The sequence below is a fragment of the Acidiplasma aeolicum genome (assembly GCF_001402945.1).
Taxonomy (GTDB): Archaea; Thermoplasmatota; Thermoplasmata; order Thermoplasmatales; family Thermoplasmataceae; genus Acidiplasma; species Acidiplasma aeolicum.
Window position 1 is genome coordinate 1 of record NZ_LKBG01000094.1, and the last position, 2137, is coordinate 2137.

Below are 2137 nucleotides of genomic sequence, written 5' to 3' on the forward strand. Positions count from 1 at the left end.
GCAGTTTAACATCAATGCCTATGTTTTTCATCTTAATCATTTCTCCTTAATTTTTAATAATAATATGCTATTAATAATTTATGATAGACATATCTTCAAAAGAAATAGTTTTAAGGGAGGCAAGGGCCTCAGGATGCATAAGGCTTAAATCCGGCACTGTAAGGCAAATTTTAAACAAAAATGTAAAAAAGGGAGATGTCATTGAAACTGCCAGAATAGCAGGTACAATGGCCGTTAAAAATACTTCTGGAACAATACCATACTGCCATCCAGTTCCTGTTTCGTCAATAGATTTTGACTTTGAGATTCTGGATAATCAGATAAAATGCTCATGCACCGTTAAGGCCATTTACAGAACCGGGGTTGAAATGGAGGCCATTAATGGTGTGCTAACAGCATTATTAACTGTATGGGATATGGTAAAATACCTTGAAAAGGATGAAACAGGAAACTATCCCGAAACTTTAATCTCTGGAATAAAGGTTGATTATAAGAAAAAGGCTGAGATAAATGCACAGTGATGATATTGAATATAATTTAAGGTATAGAATAATAACCGTATCATCATCAAGAACCATTGAAAACGATATATCAGGTAATAAAATGGCAGAATTAATAGGAAAAACTTATGAAAGATCCATTGTTAAGGATGATGAAGTAGAAATTCTTGGTGAATTATTCTGCAATTATAATAAATTTGATGTTTTTATTTACATTGGTGGTACCGGCGCATCAAGACTTGATCAGACAAGCATTGCATTAAGGAAAATTGCTGATAAAGAATTTTCTGGATTTGGGGAGCTTTTTAGGGCAAAATCCGGTGGATATTTTCCATATATCTCCGATGCCTCAATGTTTACATACAAGAAAAAGATTATTTTTTCAATTCCCGGATCAGAGAATGCACAGCCGGTGGCGTATGAAATTATTTCAAGGATAGTGAATCATACATACCATGAGCTTACCAAGGAATGAAAATATTAATACATATTAAAGCCATTTAAATATATGATTTTTATTGAAAATATATTTAGCATAGAAAAAATGAAATCCCATGTATATGTCATAAATACTGGAAAAAATATTGTGCAGATAGATTCTGGCATTGAACAGGACGCTAAAAAGATAATAAATTTTTATGATTCCAAAAAATATGAGCCTGATTACATACTTATTACAGCAGTTGATTACCTTCATGTGGGTGCATTAAAGGAAATTTATGAAAAGTATAAACCAAAAATATATGTTAGCAAGTATGAAATGGATACGCTGAAGAATGGACTGCAGCTGAGGGGAATAGAGGAGATGGAGGGAAAGGGCCTTGAATTCGCCACTGTTAAGGCCTTTAATTCATATGCACGCCTCGATCTTGATGGTTTTGAAAAAATAGATACTCCTGGATATACAGACGGAAATGTTTCCATATACTATCATGATAAAAATGCATTGTTTACAGGTGATGCTGCATATGTGAAAAAAGGGAAATTGTATTTTGACCCAATGTTCGTGAAAAGTGAAAAACTGGCGGAGGAATCATTAAGTAAAATAGAAAAAATGAGGCCAGTTTATATATTTCCATCACATGGCGACCCGGCAGAATTAAAATAATTATTCAGTGAGCTCTCTTTTTATCCTTTCTAGGTATTCATCATTTACATCCATTATTTTTTTAACCCACCATTCATCGACGAAATTCAAATTATCATTCTCAATTCTTGGTATAATATGAACATGATAATGGAATACTGTCTGATTTGCAAGTTTACCATTTGAATTCATAATGTTAACATTATTAATTCCCCATTTTCTCTTAATAAGATCTGTAACTATCTTAACAGTTCTAAAAACATTTAATAATGTTTCATTGTCCATATCAAATATGTTCTCATAATGCCTTTTAGGAATAACAAGTATGTGCCCCCTCGATATTGGATATATGTCTAAAAACGCAAGTGTGTTATCATCCTCATATACCTTATAAGACCGTGCACGATTGGAAACTATATCACAGAATATACACATGAATAAATATTATTAATTAATATTTAATTTTATTTTATAATTTGCATGTGTTAATTAAAAATAAGAGAATAAATTGAAAATAATGTACCAGCCTTTTAAGATGTTTAAATGGCAT

Annotated in this window: 4 protein-coding genes; 3 read left to right on the plus strand and 1 reads right to left on the minus strand. The window is 31.8% G+C overall.

What is annotated here, in order from left to right:
• Nucleotides 1–80: 80 nt before the first annotated feature.
• Genes moaC through AOG54_RS02810 form a run of 3 tightly spaced genes read left to right on the plus strand, consistent with a single transcriptional unit; the run spans nucleotide 81 to nucleotide 1608 of the window.
• Nucleotides 81–521: a cyclic pyranopterin monophosphate synthase MoaC gene (moaC, locus tag AOG54_RS02800; RefSeq protein ID WP_048101102.1), complete on the plus strand. Its 441-nt coding sequence runs from the start codon at nucleotides 81–83 to the stop codon at nucleotides 519–521.
• A complete protein-coding gene (locus AOG54_RS02805; RefSeq protein WP_054964203.1) occupies nucleotides 511–975 on the plus strand; it encodes a molybdopterin-binding protein in 465 nt (154 codons plus the stop codon). Before moaC ends, AOG54_RS02805 begins: the two co-directional genes overlap by 11 nt.
• Before the next feature lie 33 nt (nucleotides 976–1008).
• Entirely contained in the window at nucleotides 1009–1608 is a 600-nt protein-coding gene (locus tag AOG54_RS02810; RefSeq protein ID WP_054964202.1) for an MBL fold metallo-hydrolase, read from the plus strand.
• On the opposite strand, the gene AOG54_RS02815 is transcribed toward AOG54_RS02810, so the two are convergent.
• The gene (locus AOG54_RS02815) at nucleotides 1609–2022 is read right to left on the minus strand and encodes an HIT family protein (RefSeq protein ID WP_054964201.1); all 414 of its coding nucleotides are present in this window, start codon (nucleotides 2020–2022) and stop codon (nucleotides 1609–1611) included.
• Nucleotides 2023–2137: the final 115 nt, after the last annotated feature.

Excerpts from the sequence above, each read along its gene's own strand:
- AOG54_RS02805 (WP_054964203.1), top strand. The coding sequence starts at position 511 with ATGCACAGTGATGATATTGAATATAATTTAAGGTATAGAATAATAACC.
- moaC (WP_048101102.1), top strand. The coding sequence starts at position 81 with ATGATAGACATATCTTCAAAAGAAATAGTTTTAAGGGAGGCAAGGGCC.
- AOG54_RS02815 (WP_054964201.1), bottom strand. The coding sequence starts at position 2,022 with ATGTGTATATTCTGTGATATAGTTTCCAATCGTGCACGGTCTTATAAG.
- AOG54_RS02810 (WP_054964202.1), top strand. The coding sequence starts at position 1,009 with ATGATTTTTATTGAAAATATATTTAGCATAGAAAAAATGAAATCCCAT.